At 44.0% G+C, this 19,299-nt stretch carries 13 protein-coding genes; 2 read left to right on the forward strand and 11 right to left on the reverse strand.

The annotated features are described in order from the left end of the window. Positions 1–23 precede the first annotated feature (23 nt). On the reverse strand, positions 24–3,644 hold the full coding sequence (locus GVK91_RS08585) for a response regulator (protein ID WP_159727912.1): 3,621 nt from the start codon (positions 3,642–3,644) through the stop codon (positions 24–26). A 137-nt stretch (positions 3,645–3,781) separates the two neighbouring features. Continuing rightward, positions 3,782–5,497, reverse strand: coding sequence for an FAD/NAD(P)-binding protein (locus GVK91_RS08590; RefSeq protein WP_159727914.1), 1,716 nt, complete (start codon positions 5,495–5,497; stop codon positions 3,782–3,784). A 207-nt stretch (positions 5,498–5,704) separates the two neighbouring features. Between GVK91_RS08590 and GVK91_RS08595 the strand changes: the two genes are divergently transcribed. Together GVK91_RS08595 and GVK91_RS08600 are read left to right on the forward strand one after the other, a co-directional pair. Next, positions 5,705–6,172, forward strand: coding sequence for a PA2169 family four-helix-bundle protein (locus GVK91_RS08595; RefSeq protein ID WP_183043821.1), 468 nt, complete (start codon positions 5,705–5,707; stop codon positions 6,170–6,172). Between the two features lie 556 nt (positions 6,173–6,728). Then, positions 6,729–7,601 carry an AraC family transcriptional regulator gene (locus tag GVK91_RS08600; protein WP_159727918.1) on the forward strand — a complete coding sequence of 291 codons (873 nt, stop codon included), beginning with the start codon at positions 6,729–6,731 and terminating at the stop codon, positions 7,599–7,601. Between the two features lie 49 nt (positions 7,602–7,650). Here the strand turns inward: GVK91_RS08600 and GVK91_RS08605 are convergent, their stop codons facing one another. The 9 genes from GVK91_RS08605 to GVK91_RS08645 all read right to left on the reverse strand — a co-directional run bounded on the left by GVK91_RS08605 (position 7,651) and on the right by GVK91_RS08645 (position 19,295). Further along, positions 7,651–9,141 carry a tetratricopeptide repeat protein gene (locus tag GVK91_RS08605; RefSeq protein ID WP_159727920.1) on the reverse strand — a complete coding sequence of 497 codons (1,491 nt, stop codon included), beginning with the start codon at positions 9,139–9,141 and terminating at the stop codon, positions 7,651–7,653. A gap of 446 nt (positions 9,142–9,587) precedes the next feature. Continuing rightward, positions 9,588–9,935 carry a hypothetical protein gene (locus GVK91_RS08610; RefSeq protein WP_200845571.1) on the reverse strand — a complete coding sequence of 116 codons (348 nt, stop codon included), beginning with the start codon at positions 9,933–9,935 and terminating at the stop codon, positions 9,588–9,590. Between the two features lie 584 nt (positions 9,936–10,519). Beyond that, complete coding sequence (locus GVK91_RS08615; RefSeq protein WP_159727922.1) at positions 10,520–10,687, reverse strand: hypothetical protein; 168 nt, start codon at positions 10,685–10,687, stop codon at positions 10,520–10,522. A 50-nt stretch (positions 10,688–10,737) separates the two neighbouring features. Further along, positions 10,738–12,303 (reverse strand): fimbrillin family protein, encoded by a 1,566-nt coding sequence (locus tag GVK91_RS08620; protein ID WP_159727924.1) that lies wholly within the window; start codon positions 12,301–12,303, stop codon positions 10,738–10,740. A gap of 444 nt (positions 12,304–12,747) precedes the next feature. After that, complete coding sequence (locus tag GVK91_RS08625; protein ID WP_159727926.1) at positions 12,748–13,626, reverse strand: SMP-30/gluconolactonase/LRE family protein; 879 nt, start codon at positions 13,624–13,626, stop codon at positions 12,748–12,750. Between the two features lie 85 nt (positions 13,627–13,711). Further along, the gene (locus GVK91_RS08630; RefSeq protein ID WP_159727928.1) at positions 13,712–14,503 is read right to left on the reverse strand and encodes an SDR family NAD(P)-dependent oxidoreductase; all 792 of its coding nucleotides are present in this window, start codon (positions 14,501–14,503) and stop codon (positions 13,712–13,714) included. A gap of 12 nt (positions 14,504–14,515) precedes the next feature. After that, on the reverse strand, positions 14,516–15,682 hold the full coding sequence (locus GVK91_RS08635; protein ID WP_159727930.1) for a mandelate racemase/muconate lactonizing enzyme family protein: 1,167 nt from the start codon (positions 15,680–15,682) through the stop codon (positions 14,516–14,518). 12 nt (positions 15,683–15,694) lie between these two features. Next, complete coding sequence (locus GVK91_RS08640; protein ID WP_159727932.1) at positions 15,695–18,601, reverse strand: glycoside hydrolase family 2 TIM barrel-domain containing protein; 2,907 nt, start codon at positions 18,599–18,601, stop codon at positions 15,695–15,697. Continuing rightward, on the reverse strand, positions 18,588–19,295 hold the full coding sequence (locus GVK91_RS08645; RefSeq protein WP_200845572.1) for an RraA family protein: 708 nt from the start codon (positions 19,293–19,295) through the stop codon (positions 18,588–18,590). The genes GVK91_RS08640 and GVK91_RS08645 overlap by 14 nt, the downstream gene beginning before the upstream one ends. Between the last annotated feature and the right edge of the window lie 4 nt (positions 19,296–19,299).

A 19,299-nucleotide genomic window follows, 5' to 3' on the forward strand; every position in this document is an offset into this window, starting at 1 on the left:
CATGCTCCTTATTTATTGCGTTATTATTCATACAGCCATACGCGCAAGAGGGACAATAGCTGATCGATATCCACCGGTTTGGATATATAGTCAGACGCTCCTGCGGCAATACATTTTTCCCTATCCCCCATCATTGATTTGGCTGTAACAGCAATAATGGGCATATTTTCGTATAGCTGATCTTTTCGGATCGAAGCAATCGTTTCGTAACCATCCATTTCGGGCATCATCATGTCCATCAGGATCACAGCCACATCCGGATTATCTTCCAACTGTTTCAGCGCATCTTTTCCGTCCGTTGCCGGCACCACGGTCATCTGATATTTTTCGAGCGCTTTGGTGAGCGAGAAAATATTTCGGATGTCGTCATCCGCTACAAGTACCTTTTTTCCCTGCAGAACATCCTGCAAAAAGCCAAGTCTACCCGGCGATTTGGTAGAAGGACCATTATTTTCCTCTACAAGATGTAGAAATAGACCGACTTCGTCCAAAATACGCTGATAGGAATTAGCCGTTTTTACAATGATAGAATCCGCATACCGTTTTAATTTCATTTCCTCTACCTGCGAAAGGTTCTTACCGGTAAATACAATAATCGGCAAATTTTCAAGGCCTTGGTTTCGTTTTACGGCTTCCAATGTCTCGTAGCCAACACGGTCTGGAACCCCCATATCAAGGATCACACAGTCGGCAGTGTCTGAGCTCAGCGCCACAATGCTATCTTCTACATTGCTCTTGATCTCCGAGGCAATGTCAAAACTATCGAGGAAGAGCGACAGCGCCGCAGCATGTTTGGGATTTTCTTCAACGATCAGTACTTTTTTGGGATGCCGCGTGAGGGCATCTTCTATTTTACGGAACATATCGCCCATCTGCTCCAATGCCATCGGTTTATTGATAAAGTCTATGGCGCCCTGAAGCAGGCTTTCTCTTTTAACCTGTAAAGAAGACATAATATGCACGGGTATATGACGAGTCTTGGGGTTTTCCTTGATCTCAGCCATTACCTGCCAGCCATCTTTGAGCGGAAGCTGAATATCCAGCAGGACCGCCAGCGGCATATAACGTGCCACCATCTCCGCCGCAATATCACCACGGACTACCACGATACCTTTGTAGTTTTGCTGACGCGTATATTTCAGCAGGATCTTTGCGAACTCAATATCATCTTCAACAATCAAGATAAAGCGGTCGCCTGCGACGATGCTATCGCGATCATCCGGGATATCGGCTGGGATAGGAATCTCAGGCATCCTTTCCACTGCCGGCACTGCCACTTGTGAATCTTGTCCCACTACTGCGGGCCCCACTGTTTCAAGGTCTGTTTCGCGGGTCATTGGCCGCTGCAATTCCACAGCAAATGCGGTCGGAATGTCTCCCGAAATTTGCTCCGGAAGGATCAGCCGGAATACACTGCCTTTGTTTTCTTCGCTATCCAGCAAGATTTCGCCTCCGAGCAGACGCGCCAGTTCACGGCTGATCGAGAGCCCCAGTCCAGTACCGCCAAATTTGCGGCGTGTAGAACCATCTGCTTGTTGAAAAGCCTCAAATATCAGATGCTGCTTGTCTTTTGGTATTCCTATTCCCGTATCGCGCACTTCAAATATGATACGGCTTCTCTGCGATTGTTCGCGGTCAATATGCAGGGTAACCTTACCCGAAGCTGTAAATTTGATGGCATTCGACAATAGATTACGTAAAATCTGATCCAGGCGCTGCTTGTCTGTTTCGAGCTGCATCGGCAATCCCTGCGCGGCGCTCATTTCTAATCCGAGCTGCTTATCCGCTGCGATTGGTCCGAACATAGCCGTCAGTCCATTCAGTATATCGGTAAAGAATACAGGCTGTACATCCAGATCCATTTTTCCGGATTCTATTTTGGAAAGGTCCAGAATCTCATCTATCAAGGTCAGCAGGCTCTTTCCCGAACTTTGGATCACAGCTGCCGATTCCATCTGTTCTTCATTCAGGTTGCCATCCGAATTTTCGGCCATCAAACGGGAAAGTAACAGAATTGAATTGAGCGGTGTACGCAGTTCATGCGACATATTGGCCAAAAATTCAGACTTATAGCGTGTACTTTGTTCCAGCTCTGCCGCCTTTTTCTGAATTTCCTGATTGCGTTCGGCAATTTCAACATTTTTATCTTCCAACAGTTTTGAGCGCTCCTCCAATTCACGGTTAGACTGCACCAGTTCTTCTTGCTGCACGCGGAGTTCCTCCTCCGATGCCTGCAATTTATGGGTATGCATTTCGAGGCTCGAATTAAGGGATTCCAATTCGGTATGCTGTGCCTGCAGCTCTTCAGTTTGCGCCTGGGTTTCTTCCAATAGATTCTGCACCACCAGTCTGGCCTGCGCCGCCGCAAGTGTAGTACCTACCTTTTGCACTGCATCCCTAAAAAATGCCAGCTGTATGGAAGAAAAAGGCTGTAGTGCCCCCAGTTCCATCACACCGATACATTGGTTACCATCAAAAACAGGCAAGATAAAAAGGTTGTTCACCTGCACCTTTCCAATAGCAAAACTGATAACATAACTGCTATTTTCGAGGTTTTCGAATAACTTTTCTTTTCCGTCCTTAAAGACCTGGCCAACCATACCCTCCCCCGGCACGAAGCGTTTATGGTCGGGATCTTCAAGTCCATAGGATCCCCTTAAGACAAGTTCATCCTGTTCCATCAGATAAATGGCACCATTGACACAGTTGCCATATTTTGTCAGATGGCCCAGCGTAACAGCTGTAAGCTCTTCCTGCTGTTTATTACCCATCAAGAGGTTGCTCAGCTGGGTTAGTCCGGCTTGGTGCCAGTTGTTATTATTGAGTCCATCAAAAGATGTTTTGAGCGACCTAGCCATTTCATTGAGGGATCCCGTCAAGCTGCCCAAATCATCCTGTTCGGCATCCTGAATCTGCATCTCATAATTGCCGGCAGCAATCTCCCGTGCTATACGCTGGGTAATGCTCAATCTGCGTTGGATCTCTTCATCTTTGCGCTTTAGGTCATTCTGCAACTCCTCGCGCTTAAAGAAATCTGCCCTAAGGCGGAAGTAAAAAAACAGCGTAATCAGCAACGAAACTGCCGCAGCCAATAAAACAAATATGGAGGTGTAGCCCGAAGACCGTGTAAGCTCATCCGAACGTCGATTGAGCAACGATTCTTCTTTATCTATGATTTTGCTGATCAGCAAACGGCAACTGTCCATATAGGTTTTGCCTTCTTCGAGCTGGGCAACAGAGACCATACCACCTCGTTTTTTGATGTTCACCAAATTCTCTAATCGATCCAGTCGAGACTTAACAAGTGTTGACAGGGTATCAATCACCTGCTGCTGAGCTGGATTATCAGCCGTAAGATCATGCGCGCGGCTCAGCGATTGAGGTAAGGACTGAAGACCATTTTTGTAGGGATCGAGAAACTTTTCCATCCCCGTCAGCAAGTACCCACGCTGGCCCGTTTCAGCATTCTGCAGATCCTGCAGAATTTTATTGACACGGCTCATGACACGGCGGCTGTGATCAACCATCGTACTATTGTGGATCTGCTTACGGATACTCACATAAGAAGCCGTTGAACTCGCTAACAGGATCAACAGTGAAATTCCAAAACCTATCTGCAGGTTTCTTAAAATAGTTTTAGGCATGCTTTTCAACAATTGAGTTAAGACAATGCCAACTGATGGTCTAGATGGCCGCCAAATATAGCAATAGGGAGCTTAAATTAAATCCCGTGTCGCCCGGCCCCAACCATCTTACCGTATTTTAACAAAAACTTACGTATTTATCCCCCTTCAGCAATTTTGCCGGCAATGATAGCCGAGGTAGCGGCGCAAAAATCTAGCCCCGAATAATCCGGATTATAGCCGCCCATATAAGGTACAGCCATCATGAAAAGACGTTGACTGGCGTTGCCGCTGTGGTCTACAAGCCGGAAGCTGTCGTCTATCTTTACACCGGGTACCTGCAAAAAAATGGCACCATCCGGAGCCACAAACATATGGTCGTTGCCTGCCAGCATTTGTTCTTTGGCCTGTTCCACTGAACGAAATCGCAGGTAAGCTGGACTGACATTGCCATTGTCGACTAAACTCTTGAAAGGAAATTCTTCAAAGTTCAAGGGTCGCTGTCCTACACAATCCACAAATGTCTTATAATGGGTTTTTACTTCTATCCCAGATTCATCGGTATAAAAATAGTTAGCGCCGCGGTCGCTCGCAGGTTCAATCCGACTGTCCGTACCAACATTGACCACTTCCAGCCGACCAGCATCGTGTAGTGCGAGGAGCTCACGACTGGAACTCTGCGGCACAAAAGCGATGACAATGGAAATCAACGGCATCAGTACTTTTTTTAACCGCAGCATATCTTCGGCAGACATATATTTGGCCGGGTAATTCAGGGTAAAGCTCAAGGCAGAAAGCACTTCTTTCCAATAGATAGACTGACGCCTTCTGATAGATTTCAGCGCTTGTTCGTGCTCCTGGCGAAATCCCTCGAAGGCATCTTTCTGTTCCCTTAAACTGAGTACTGCTTCTACAAAGTCTTCCAGGCTGAGCTTTTCCACGATCGCATAAAAATCGGGATCCTTTTCTTTAAACTGCGCTTTAAAATTACGATCGAACAGAAAATCCAACGACACGAAACCTTCATTTTCAAGTCTGTTAAGCATGAGTTCCTCTTCGGAGATCAAGAGCTTATTGGCTAGGAAAGGTTCTTCCTGATGGAATCGGATCGCAGGCAGAAGACCACTGCGGGTATGCATCAATAACTTAAAATTTTCACTTCCCGGGTCGATCTGATACCTTAACTCACCTGTCTCCAGCGCCTCAAAAGACCCATTGTGGCGTGCCAGTGTACGGATAGCATCGATTGCCGTGAGCGAAGCGCCACGCAAGCCTACTGCATGATCTGTTTTTAAGGCGAGCTTTGACGGCGGATAGGGTGATTCAAAATAATGTTCTACATTGCCCTCATACCTGGTTGGCCATTTATGTCCGGTACAGATGATAACCTTGTCTACAATATAGGTATCAGTGCTGCCCACCATGATTTTAACCTGCGTCTGGCTTTCAAGATCAATGATATCACTGACCTGGCTGCCGAGATGAATCTGTGTTTCTATCCCCTTTTCATCCGCCATCCGTTTCAATAGCATAAACTGCTCCGAAAGGTAGCGGCCAAGGAGCAATCGTGGCACCACTTTGTAGCGATTAAAATCGTCAACATCGATTCCATAGCTTCGAAGCGTGGTTTCCGATAATGATTGAACATAATCCTCAATCGTGGAGACCAGTGCGGGAATTTCATGATCCGAGACATTAGTTAGATGCTCAGGTGTAGCACCTTCGTAGCTATAAGGCATCCCTGCCCCCAATTGCTTGCGGGACTCGAAAATAGATACTTTGAGACCGGCTATATTCTTTTCGACCAATCTCTTGTACATAAACAGGCCACTGGGTCCACCCCCGATAATGGCTACATGAATGTTTTGTTGCATAGTTTTCGTTGCGCTGCCTAAAGGACAGTATTCGGTTCTAAGAACAAGGGTAAATTGCAGAAAGTTTTAGGCCTATTTATTCCCAGACAATAAAAAACGGGATAAATACGGACTACGATTTAAATACCTGAATCTCGGATTCTGCAAACGATCGTTTGGTGCCTGCTGTTTTTCCAATAAACAAAAATGATTACAAAGAACAATATTATGGAAAACAACATCAATAATCCGGAAATCATCAACGACATTATCAAGATCAACAACGACCGCATCGAGGGTTATAAAAAAGCTATTGATCTGGCAACAAGTCATGGCTTAGATAAACTCATTCCAACATTTCAAAAATTCATCGGACAGTCGGAAGAATTTATTGCCGAGTTGACACCTTATGTTGAACTTGAAGGCAAAGAGGCAACAGATAGCACCATGCTGAGCGGCAAACTTTTCCGCGCCTGGATGGGCATAAAAGTGAATATTACGGGAGACGACGAAAGAAGCCTGCTAGAAACCTGTGAACAAGGGGAAGATGCCTTCAAATCAACTTATCAAACAGCTTTGGCTGAAGGATCGGAAGAACTTTCGCAAAATGTGCATAGCTTGATCAATACACAGCTCAGCAAGCAGCTTGAAGCGCATAATATCATCAAAATGCTACGCGACAGCAAAACCATCTAACATTGAAATAGTAGTTTTTCTTTTTCACGAAAAATACCGAAGTGTATATTACTTCGGTATTTTTTATTAAATCATATTTTCAGATCAACTTTTTCTAAATCCTTACCGTATAGTCAAAAATAAGGACACCCATTTGCCCAATTACACTTTTGCTCTTACTCGGCTCAATGTGGATCGCGTTATCCCTAAATACGAGGCCACAATACCTAATGGTCTACGTTTTAATACTTCAGGATAGCGTTCAATGAGATTTCTATACCAATTAAATTCGGGGACTATATGAAATACATCAAATACAGTTTGATCGCCTTTTCTATTTTAGTTATCGTCTGCCATCTTCCCTTTATTGGAGTATCGATATTAAGTGAAATCGACCGGATTTTTAGCGGGCCCATAAAATTCGACGAACAGGATCAAAAAGTAATATTTTACATGATTTTAAGCTTTTAATACATGAGTTTTGGTATTTATTACGCTTCCTTTGAGTGACAATTATAAATCAATCGGAAAGCTGGACATCGGTCGTCCTGCTTTTAAATAAAATAGTAGCGCATTTATGAGACCGGTTTATACGAAAGCACTTTCAAATTTAGGAAACAGGATTTTTGAAATTCGACGAGAAAATCGCGACAAATACCTCTCCGAATATCATTTTCACAGTGAATGCCAATTCACCTACATCTTTAGTGGCAATGGCCAACGCTGCATAGGAGATCATCTGGAGGAATTTGAAAGCGACGAACTGACATTTATCGGCCCGGGCTTGCCACATGTTTGGTACAATGCGCATGGTGATACCAGCCACGAACCTAGCGCACAGTCTATCACCTTACATTTCGATCCAGAAGCCCTACTATCTTTTTGCCCCTTATTAGTTGAAACGGCCCCGCTGCATGACTTCCTGGAAAGATCGCGACAGGGGATGTTATTTTATGGACAAACAAAAGATACACTCAAAAAAATACTACGAAAAATGGTCGGCGCCTCCGATATGCAAAAAACAGCCTATCTATTTGAGTGCTTAGCTACCCTTCTTCACACAGAAGAATATGCTGTACTATCCGATAAATCCTATAGCAATGGATCACCGCGAAAGGATGGAGAAATTATTTTTAGCATATACAATTATGTTTTTGAAAATTTCAACAATGAAATTTCCTTAGAAGAAGCAGCTAAATTGGCGAACTTGACCAAGCCATCCTTTTGTCGCTTTTTTAAAGCACATACACGAAAAACATTCTCAAAATTTGTCAATGAAGTGAGGATCAATGAAGCTTGCAGGATGTTGGTTCAGGATGAAAACCAGATAACAAATATTGCCTATGCATGTGGATTCAACTCTCTTCCCAACTTCAACAAGTTCTTTAAATCGATTAAAGGGATTACGCCTTCCGATTATAAAAGTAAGCTTTTGATGAATAAAGATTAACGAGCAGTGCCCCCCTTGTAAAAAAAGAGCTGTTAACACAGCTCTTTTTTTAGTCCTCAGGTGCCAATGGGATAGTCTGCGTTCCAGCGAGCTCACGCATCCAGTTATTGAAATCCACATCCGATGGTATGTCGAACTTTTTGCGCAGTCTATTTTTGCGGACCTGCACCGCCCTGATCGTCACAAAGGTGTATTCCGAAATATTTTTTGTCGAGAAGTTGAGAAAGGCCATGGCACAAAACTCTAATTCTGTACTTCGCAGATTAGCGTCAAATGATTTGAGCGCCTGGATAAACTGTGGATACAATTCAGTAAATAAGATCAAAAATTCAGGATTGTTGCTTTTGGCCAGGTCTATCAATGTATTGAATTTATTTTCCCCGATCTGTTCGGTCAGTTCCTTATTGATTGTTTCAGTTTCCTGCAATGCCTCTTCTTTCTGTACCAATATCTTCCTGTTGTGCTTCGACCGCCAAACAAAAAACGAAACCGCAACAAGCAGCAACAATAAGGCGTTAAGTGCAATTGTTCCTGCCTTTGACACCTTGGTATTCGATTCCTCATCTTTTAGTTTCAAAATCTGGTTGAGCACTTGATCGATTACCTGTCTATTTTCACTTTCCAGCGAATCATTGAGCCGGCTGAAGGCCATTTCATATTGATTGGCTTTAGCATTATCTAGGTTGGTTCTTCGATAAAAATCAGCTAAAGATCGATACGAGTTTTGCATGCCTATTCTGCTACCGGCTGCCCGCCTTCTTACCAAGCCCTCCTCATAAAAAGCTGCAGCCTTTTTTAAGTTTCCTCGATTTTCCTCCAAGATAGCTAAAGCATCATACGTATTCAGAACGACAGGAATTTTATATTTCTTTATGAGTTCAATTGATTTGTCGAGGTATAATTGTGCTTTTGCCAAATCGCCTTTCTGCGCATATAATTTTCCGAGGTTTTCATAAACAATTTGATAACGCATGGACGCATCCTTTTCAGCAAATACCTTCAAGTTATCCAATTGTAGCTCCGTATATTTTTGCATCGAATCCAGTTGCTCTAGGCGCTGAAAAACGACACTTAAATTTTCATAATTAAACTGGAGGGCTTTTACTTTCTTTTCACCGGTCAGCTTTTTGATGAGCTCTTGCTGTAAGTGAAACTCCCGAAGGGCCTGCTGATTGAGCTGGAGCCCACCATAAGCCCGGCCGCGTAATCGATGGACTTCGGATTGCATAAAAATTTCATTCTTATAATAGTCCGTAGTCTCAATACGATCCAGCTGTTTCAGCCCTTCCTTAAATAAGCCTGCAGTCACAAGTCCTTCTGCTACATAAGAGCCCGATTTTGCTTTTCCTTCGTCATAGTCAGCAGCATTAGCGATATTAAGGGCTTTTATTGCCGTTTCGATATAGGTGACCAAATTCCCTTTACTGGCAAATTCCATCGATTTTGCTAAAAGTGAATCCACCTCCTGCTTAACGCGATCCGCTGCAATTGTTTTGAACGTGAGTAAACATAAAATAAAAAGTAAAAATTGCTTCTTCATGGTAGTACTAGGTCATTATTTAGGCATCTCTCGATTGTCTCCATTGCCAGGTTCTTTAGATCTTCCTATAGCGCGTGCAAAGCTAGCTATTTTGAGAAATTAAACCACGATTAAATCAATACAAAATCAATTTAATTTCCAATACTCTTCCGTTCATATTCTTAAAAGAAAGACAGTTATCATTCTGACCAAGGCACTATTGCCATCACATTTATATAAATAAGCTGTAATAAATGGCAAACTCATTGGTTGGAGAAATACAATAAACAATCGTATTGAATTACAATAATTTATTAAAAACGAAGATAAACAATTGTCAAACAACTGGGGAAAACCCAGCTATCACATAAGTATCACACATTTAATAAAAATACCGACCACCCGATTGTTTTTTTGGATATACCCGAGTTATATACATCGGGAGCAAAGTACAAAAGCAATTTATTTTAGATCGTTTGAACAGAACGCTCTTGTCTAGCATGGGGAGTGCGGTGAATCTGATCGCGCATCCAGTTGTTAAAATCTATATCAGAGGCAATGTTAAACTTTTTGCGCAATCTATTTTTGCGTATCTGGACAGCCCGCACCGTTACAAAGGTATATTGAGCAATGTTTTTGGTCGAAAAATTCAGAAAGGTCATAGCACAGAATTCCAATTCGCTGCTGCGGATTTTTGGATTTATTGTCTTTAATGAGGCGATAAATCCGGGATAGATTTCATTAAACAAAGCCAAAAACTCGGCATCATTATTCTTCGCTAAAGCAATTAGATCAGTAAAGTTATTCCTTTCCATTGTATATCGTATTTCAGTAAGTTTTGTTCTTATATTCTGTCCCTGAACCAAATTAACGCCTTCCAAAACTGACAACTATTTTCGATCAGCTGAGGGAAGAGCAAATAAACTCGACGGGGCTCCATCTTCCCCATCGAGTAAATCCAAATATATTATCACAGACCTTCACGCAAATTGGTCCGGGCGATAATTCATTATTATCATTATCAGGAAACTTTTATCAGCGCATTTTCAGCTATGAATTTATCTGCCAATTTCTTTTCCGAAATACCCTTCCTGATTATGGTGACAAATATTTGGATTAAAAGAAAGAAACAAAAAAAACAGCCTTTCACATTGCTATCACACTTAATAAAAAACTGAAAAACAACAAGTTAAAACCAATACATCGATATAGACCGTCAATTTCTCACACAATTCAGTATGCACCCTATCGTTGAATTTTCCACCGTTGTAAGCCGAGCGTTGGTTTCTTGCATCGTTGTGTACAGCTCCCCTCCAAAAAAAACTCGGCTGAGATCTTTTAAATCCCTGCCGAGTATATTTACTTCAACTTAGCTTCTGTCACCTGAGACAGCACTACCTTACCAATTAATGGTTCGATTATCGTCACCCGCATTGTCCCATGACTCCTGCGGATCGGTACTATGGATCGTATCAGGAGCTGAACCCGCAGCGATACCTTGTTCCAACTCTACTGTCGTTGTTTCAACACGTGGACTTATATAAACCTTCTTTTCTATATTTTTCATGATTTGATCTTTTTTTATTGGTACTCCAATGAATATATTATACTGTCAGATTAGGGACAAGCAATCTTTTTTCTACCGCTACCGGCGCCAAGCATTGTTGTTTTTCCTTGTACTACCTGAGTAATTTTCACCGTATTTGAAGTCGAACTCCAAGGCACAATATTAAATGTACCAGCTGTTAAAACCAATGGATACAGTTCGCCACCATTACTTTTACTACCATACATACTTACCTGACCATCACGAGCAATGACAACACGAATAATTGGATGAGTTGCTGTACCAACCATGTTATAAATCTGAGGAATATTAGCCCCACCTTCGGCGTTCGCTCCATTATAAATACTTCCATCAGCAAATTGAACATTCCGCGGTGCGATGGCGATGCCAGCTTCAAACTGAATCTCCTGGGTCGCCAGTTTTATTCCATTGACCTCCATATTAAAGGAATTGTCCATCTGCTGAATATCAAATACAAAACCATAGTCAGCACCTGGAGCTGTCAACGTTTGCTCAACGGTATTACCACTTGGAACTACTACACCATTTACAATGGCACCATTTCCTGATGCCAGATAATTCCAGTTCAGATTGGCACCCCCTGTTACAACTTGTGTACAGGTTTTAAAGTTCAAATTGAGGTTATAACGTTGCCCCGGAACAATATTTAAACCTGCTACCGATACATTATTCTTCGTTTCACCATCGATTGTGATGGATCCAAAATTAAAGACACCATTTGTTGCACTTGGATGAATCAATACTGTTGGTGTACTGGACACAGTACGTAACCCGGCAGCTCCCAATCCCGGAAATACAACATTGGCTGTAGCTGTTGATCCATTGTAGGTAATTGTACCATCTGCCAATTTTAGATTGGCATTTGGATGTGTTGGGTTAATAGTTGTCGCCGCCAGGTTTGTAATGGCACCAGTCATTTCTGTCGCCATGCTCAGATTGGTCGTTACTTCGCTGTATTGATGCTTTAAGACAACATCAAGATTATTGTCACCAGCTTGAACAGTAAGATCCTTCTTAAAGTACATCAGGTCAGCACTGATATTATCCAGACTGGCTGTTGTCAAATCTGTTTGTGCCGTCACCGCAGGTACCGTAGAGGTACTGTTCACCGAATAGGCTACGAAAGTGTAGGCTTGTCCAGCATCCAGCGTGATGTCGCTCGTGTTGTCTACTGTGTTTGTATAGGTCTTTTCAGTCACATAATCACCGCTGCTATTGTAAACAACGATTTTGTATTTGACATTATCGCCAAGTGGAGTACGCTCCTCGGTTACCGCAGCGCGATTTCCGGACGAGGCCCGCAATAGGTTGCCACTTGTTGCGGACGACTCGTTCGTCAACGTTGCTTCAAAAGAACTTGTCTTCGTAAACGGTACTACAATGGTCTGATTGGATGCTGTCGAGCTACTTCCGTTGCTCGCTTTCTTTGTTGTGACGACAGGATTTTCTACCCCGAGTAAATGAATGCTTACATTCGCTTTGCCACTCTGGGCTACACTGTCTTTACTTTCCTTACATGCGAATAAAGAACCGCAGATAAGTGCCGAAAAGGCTAAAGTTTTCCAACCGCTTGTTGTTCGAAATTGTGAAATCATTTTGGAAATGGTTAATTAAATATTAATGTATTTTTTATGATTTTAGAATGAAATACTTCGATTCGATTACATGTCAACAACGCCAGGTTCTTTCATGCTCAAAACGTTGCCACAAAGATTAACATTCGAGCAAAAAAATAAAGAAAAAGCAGCTATCACATCGCTATCACACTTTGTTTTACAAAACACAAATCACTAATTATCAATAATATAAACCAATATAAAGCAAGTTAACTTTAGGTTATATTGAACACGAGAAAAAATTAGATTATTAATAAGGAGGGTAAATATTATCCATTTATTACCGAAACCACGGCATTGATCTTCTGACAGCGTAAGATCAATAGGGTATAAAAACTAAAAGGCCAATCCTTTTGGACTGGCCTTTTCAAGCTGTTATTAAACCTATCGTTTTTTGAAGTTTTTCGTTCAGGTTGGTTCGGTTTAGCGCTGCCCTGAAAGGTTCACGTGAAATACCTTTCCGCTATCGGGATAGCGCTGCAGTTCTGCCGCTTTGAGTCCTTCCCTGGCCGTACTAATAAACAGCTCGGCACCTGTAGCGCCGCCAAAACAACAGGAAGTCACATGCGGCGCATTCACCCTTATTTTATCCAACAATTCGCCTGTTTCAATATGCCATTTGCAAACGGCAAAACCACCCCAATGGGCTACCCAAAGATGCCCATCGGGTCCCATACACATACCATCAGGCATGCCCAGCTCATGGGGTACGCGTACCAATGTGCTGTAGTGCTGCCCTCCTGCTGTCATCGATTCACCTATATTATGCCTAGCATAACGACGGATTTCGCGGGTATAGGTATCGATAAAGTAAAAATAAGGACTATCGCTGGGCCACACAATACCGTTGGGAATCGTTACTGCCGGAATAATTGTATCCAAAACTCCGTTGCAGAGACGCATAAGTTTCCCCTGATCGGGCAAAGCTTGCATGTGCATCGTGCCGAACCAAAAATTACCCTCGGGATCTACTCCGCCGTCATTGGTACGGACTTGTCCACCCCTAGCATCTAGCTCAGCTACGATCGTCAAATCTTGCGTTTCCTTTGTCCAAATAGCCAACCCTTGCTGCATGGCCACAAGAAATTTACCGGATCCATCTGGCCAGGGTACGATCTTGCTCACATAACCTGGTAATTCCCAGTAAGCCGACTTCTTGCTTTCCAACTGATAGCTATGAATACGCTTGTGCAAAATATCCACCCAATACAAACTGTTATCGCGCTGGCTCCATACCATGCCTTCCCCCAGCAGACATTCGGTATGCAATAAGACTGCTGCTTCTTTTAAATTATTCTTCATCACCATTTTGCTATGCCCGACCTGATAGGCAATTTCTTCTTGAGATTAATATTCTAGTATTAAATAGGCAAGCTCACGTTGGGGTTTAATCCTCTTGCATCAGTGCACTTCTTCCACCATCAATTAAATAGGTACTTCCACTTGCAAAGGAAGCGTAGGTACTGGAAAGAAAAACACACCAGCCACCGATCTCTTCAGTTGTACCTAATTTTTTGACTGGATGTCTATCGACTGTTTTCTGTCTTTCGGCATCGGCATCCGGAAAACTGTCAAACCATTTTTGATTGCCGGGTGTATCGATAAACCCAGGTGCAAGTCCGACCGTGCGGATCGCTGGGCCCCATTCGATAGCCATGGCCCTCACGAGTGAAAGGAGCGCCCCTTTGGTTACATTATAAGGAAAGCAGCCAGGTATGGAGGCATAAGCATGGTTGGAGGCCATAACAATAATCACCCCCGGCGAAGCTTGGGCCAACAGTGGTTTTAATGCCCGTGCCAGCAACCAATGTGATGCCAGGTTTAAGTTATTATTGTGATTCCAATCTACTAGCGTACACCCATCCAAGCCTTTGAACATATTCTGACCTGCATTCGAAAGCAGTACATCCAAACGGCCATGCTCCTGTTGAAGGAGCACAGCCAATTCCTGAATAGCAGCTTCATCGGACACATCAGCCGCATAATAAAATGTTCGCTGCCGATAAGGTTCCATTGCTGCAAAAAATGAAGCCACTGCCTGATCATCGACCGCCAATTCGGCACAGGCTATAACGGTCGCACCTGCCGATGCAAATTGCAGACTCGCTCCTAGCCCAATGCCCGAAATTCCACCTGTGATCAGGACAACCTTACCCGTTAAATCAATTGTAAATGCCATCTATTCCCAAAATTACACATAAAAACCTGGTCGTGGTTCCAGTACCCCAGGATGTTTGAGCATTTCTTCTTCGATCAAATCCACGCCCAATCCTGGTCTTTCGCTCAAGACCAAGTGCCCATTTTTCACCATATCCTTAATCGGATAGTCGATGACTTCATCGCGCCAAGGCACATCATTGAACATAAATTCCTGCCGAAAGAAATTGGGCACCGAAGCACAGACATGCGCACTGGCCAATGTGGAAAGTGGTCCGTTGGGGTTATGTGGTGCCAATAACACGTTGTATGCTTCCATCATCGTTGCCATACGCTTCATTTCGGAAGGCCCACCACAACGCGTAATATCAGGCATCATAATATCACAGATATTTTTTTCCAATACCGGTCGGATCCCATGACGGGTATAATGTCTTTCGCCAACGCAGATCGATACATTGGACGGAATGCGCTCCCGCATGGCACGCAGGTTGTCTGCATTTTCCGGTCCCGCAGGCTCCTCGTACCAGGTAATATTCAGTTCAGAAAGACGTTGCGCCATCTGTACGGCGACACGATAATTGAGCATGGCATGTGTTTCGATCATGATATCAAAATTGGGTCCAACTCCATCACGAACCGCTTTACTCACCTCAAACGCCAGATCCTGCTGTTCGGCAGTCAAAGTCAGGTTTGCGGCCAAATCTTCCCCATACAGATAGTTTGTATGGGCAAATGGGTCAAACTTTAAGCCTGTAAAACCGGCTTCTTTGACCGCTTGCGCTTGTCGGGCATAATCTTCGGGGTTATGTCCACCACCGGTAAACCAATAATTGGCATACAACAGGATCTCTTTACGGAAAGCACCGCCCAACAATTCATAACAAGGTACACCAAGCACCTTGCCTTTCAAATCCAATAGTGCCATGTCAATACCCGAAATAGCACACATGCTTGCACCATAAGGTCCGATCCAATTGAGATCGCGGTAGAGTTTGGTCCAGATAAAATCTGTTTTCATCGGATCCAGACCAATAATGCGCTGTCCCACATGCTTAGCGGCCTCATATACAATGGGACTGCCGGGCCAGTTGGTTGCTTCACCCACACCTGTATGCCCCGTATCGGTATAAATCTTGATTAAAGTCCAATTATATTTTACGCCTTCAACCAGCCAGACTTTAACATCTATAATCTTCATTGTTCTATTATTTTAATTTATCTTAAGAATAATCTGTCCACTTAACTTATCACCTTTTTTTAGCTTTTTGCGCCCATAACTGTGTGGCGATCCATAAAAAGGTTCCGAGCCATTATTCGAATAATCAGCGATCAACCATTGTATCTGCTGATCCTGTTTCCAGGCCCGTGCATGCTGCTGGCCATTCGACAGCACCTTTACCGTTGCCGCAGGGCTACGCAAGCTAGCCCAGTAAATGTTTCCTTTGGTCGACCTAAAGTCGTTCGAGCCCAATATATTGGCATCGTCTTTCCAATCTTTTGCCTGTGGCTTACCATGCTCTTCTACTTCATACAACGGCACGGCATGCAATACAGCCTCGCCCTCATTGCGTCCGATATGATTGGCGGGATAAGTGGAAAATGTACCCTTTCGCGACCAAGCCAATTTATCGTAGGATAAAGGCAATTCAAGCATCAGACCGGCCTGATAAAGATCCATTTCCTGCCCCTGCTGATAGACCATTTCATACTCCACCCGCAAAAGACCATTTTTAAGGAAAACAAATTTTTGTTTTCCGGTGCCATTCTGATACCGCAGGTCCATGCGAACACTTATACTGTCGCCTGTCTGACTGGCTTCTGCAGCATCCGCAAATAAAGTATACTGCTCGTACTGCTTCAATGGCGCAATGTTATTTTGATACGTCTCTCCCGCAACATTTGGCTTACCACCATCTTCCGCATTTGCTTCGATGAGCGCTACGGCCGGCCCCTTCGTCAGAATCAGCTCACCATCTTTGCGCACAGCAAGCAATTTGCCATAGGTTCGGCTGAATGTATAATCCACATTTCCCTGCTTTACATAAATATACGCCGAATCTTGTTTGAGCTGTAGTTCCGTAGCCGAAAACTTTTCCTGATTTTTGGCTACTTTCTCAAAGAGTTCATTTTCAACCTCATTTTGCTGATTGTCCATGGCAATAATCCGCAATGAGCCATATTCAGCTTGGATCGGTAAAATGATCTCGCCACTCGTCCGCGGTCCAATCGCTGCCCTAAAAGGAACTTCCTTACCATCTACAATGGCGACGAGTTTGAGCTGGTCAAGGGAAAGAAAATCGTATCTATTTTCAATCGTGACCACCACTTTACCTTTCTTCAATTGCGGTGTACCGATCCTGATTGGCGAATAAGCCTTCTTCATTCCAAAATACTCCGGTTTTGGTCTACGCCATCCATCAATCGGCCCCCAAGGTCCATAACCAACAATACGTCCATCGGGAAGGTGAAAGGTATCATCGATACCGCTCCATATCGCGCCACCCAAGTTGGCCGAATGCTTATAGATGGAATCCACAAAAGTAACCAGAGGCGCATTGTAAGCATCGCGTATACCAGGGTCGGTCAGCAACTCACGCCTGTTATACGTCGACAAATGGGCGTATTCACCAAATAAAGTCGGTCTTTTCATGGTATCGGTGGCCGCAGGGCCATTGATACCCGGATAATGGTAATTGGCAATATCCGCTTTACTTCCGCCATTATTAAATCCACCCCAGGTCTGATCATGGAAACTGGTTGGGCGCGTTGGATCCAAGGCCTTCACACGTGTATTGACCTCGGCCCACAGCGGGCTCCAATGCGACTCATTGCCTAGAGACCAGAATAACACCGAAGGATGATTGCGGTTGCTCAATACATTATCGATGTTTGCACCCAACATAACCGGTAAAAAACGCTTATCCTTGTAATCCCATTTGCGCCAGATTGGTGAAGCATGGTGCTGAATCCAGCTCAAAGCCGCCTCACTCTCCACATACATTCCCAACTCGTCTGCCGCATTCAAAAATTCTTCTGATGGCGGGTAGTGCGACGTACGGATATAATTGACATTGGCCTGTTTAAATAAAACAACGTCCTGCAGATCTATTGCCGGATCAGCAGCCCGGCCATTCAGTGGATGTACAGCATGCCTATTGACTCCTCTCAATTTGATGGGTTTACCATTTACCATCAGCTGATTTTTGAGAACTTCAATTTCACGAAATCCGACCTTTTGTTTATTGGTCTGTATCGCCTTGCCATCCACAATCAATGCCGTCTCCAGCACATAGAGATAAGGCGTCTCGGCCGACCATTGCTTCGGTTTTTTTACCGCTAATAGACTTTCGATCTGTTTATGGCTCCCTAATCCAAGCTGAATCTTGTCGGAGGATTTTTGAAGCACTGTTTTGCCCTCGGCATCTCGGAGCACATAGCGCAATTGGACCTGCTGCTGCTGATCCGAACTATTTTGCACCAGCCCCGCAAGTTTAAGTGTTGCATGGACATATTTTGAATCGAATTCTGTTGCAATCGCTGCATCCGAAATATGTACTTTAGGCACTGTAAACAAAGTTGCTTTCCGCAAAATTCCACCCACGGTATGCACCGCATACTGAGACACACAAGATAATATATCACTGATGGTATTTGCCTGAACTTCTACAGTCAGTTTATTTTTTCCTTTGTTGACTTTCCCTGCTAAGTCGACCTGAAAAGCGACAAATCCACCTTCATGTTCACCGACTACCTGATCGTTTACTTTGACGAGCGCATGTGAACTGACCCCGTCAAAGCGAATGTATACTGGATTGCCTTCCCAATCGTCGGGCATATCAAATGAACGCTCATACACTGCCGTTTCTCCCGCAGCGACATGCTGGCCTTGCATTTCCCATTCTCCCGGTACCTGAATGGTCACGGGCTTCGTATTGGCCACTTTGAAGTTCCACTGTCCATTCAACAGCATCCGACTGGTTTTACTTGTGGCCAACTGATCGGGCAGGGGCGTCAAAAATGGTCCAGCCTGTTGTGCCGACAGATTTCCAAAGGACGAACAGGCCAACAACAGCGCCAGCCAGCTGCCTTTGGACAATTTGAATTTACATAATTCCATATTTTTCAAATGCTTCTTTGGCACCCATGCCTTCCATAACCTTGTTCAATACTACTTTTTCAGCTCTGGCTTTTTCAAATGCTCGAGCGAAAACCTCCTGTTCATGTTCGCGCGGTACCACGCAGACACCATCAATATCGCCGATCAGCATATCGCCATCCTTGATCAGGACATTTCCAAAATGGATTGGCACACGCCAGTCAATAACCTTTCCTCTCGGCGCCTGATCCTGCGCATAACAGCCCATGGAGAAACAAGGAAACTCGAGTGCCAAAATCCCTACGGTATCTCTCGAGTAGCCATTGACAATCGCCCCATGTGCACCCAATGTTTTGGCCCGTGCACTCATAATCTCACCCCAAAGCGCATAGTCCGGCGAAGAGCCGCTGCAAATGTAAACCTCGCCCGGGCGCAGATCATCCAGGGCCTCAAGCATAAATCCAAATGATTTAGCCAATACAGGATTCTTCGACTGCTGTTCAGCATTTCCGCAAACATCGGCCTCCAATACCGTCATCGCCCTACCAATTAAAAACAAATCTGATTTTAACGGTCTTATACTCGGTGGCAGAAATTGATGGAACAATCCCATTTTGTCCATCACATCCCCAATGACAGCTGTAAAAAGTTCCTTACGGATCAGCTCAAAGAGCTCCTCATCATTTGCCCATTCCACCAGATAGTTTTCTTTCATTTTT

It is taken from the genome of Sphingobacterium sp. 18053 (assembly GCF_902706145.1).
GTDB lineage: Bacteria > Bacteroidota > Bacteroidia > Sphingobacteriales > Sphingobacteriaceae > Sphingobacterium > Sphingobacterium paramultivorum.